Genomic DNA, 641 nt, shown 5'->3' on the forward strand with positions numbered 1-641 from the left:
TTTGATAGCTGGCCCGGACAAACCACCCGTTTGATTTGCTAATATTGGTTTTTTACTTGGTAGGTGAATTTGCATCCCCGACAATGTGTTGATCATGGATAAACCATCTGCGCCAGCCTCCTCCACTGCTTTAGCCATTGAAACGATATCAGATACATTCGGCGACAATTTCACATATACAGGAAGATTACTAGCCTTCTTAACAATTCTAGTAACATTAGCCGCCATTTCCGGATTTGTTCCAAATTGAATACCGCCCTCTTTAACATTTGGGCATGAAATATTTAACTCAAGTGCGTGGACGGAGTCGGTTTGGTTAAATGCCTTTGCTACCATCTCGTATTCTTCCAAAGTACTACCAGCAACATTTGCAATAATAGGGATTGAATAGTTTGCCAGAAAAGGAACTTCTGTTTCTATTATTTTTTCTACGCCCGGGTTTTGCAGTCCAATCGCATTTAACATCCCGCTCGCAGTCTCAGCCACTCGAGGTGTGCTATTGCCATAACGATTGCTACCTGTTGCTGCTTTCATAATAACTGCACCCAATTGCTGAAGGTCATAAAAGTCACTGTATTCGCGGCCAAATCCAAAACAGCCTGACGCTGGCATTATTGGATTTTTCATCTGTAAACCGGGTA

General features: G+C 42.4%; 1 protein-coding gene. It reads right to left on the bottom strand.

Features of this window, described 5'->3' with window-relative positions; all coding sequences use genetic code 11:
- On the bottom strand, window positions 1–641 hold a 641-nt coding region (locus tag AC3G7N_RS21415; RefSeq protein WP_489424155.1), incomplete at both ends, for a dihydroorotate dehydrogenase.

It is taken from the genome of Virgibacillus carmonensis (assembly GCF_057836705.1).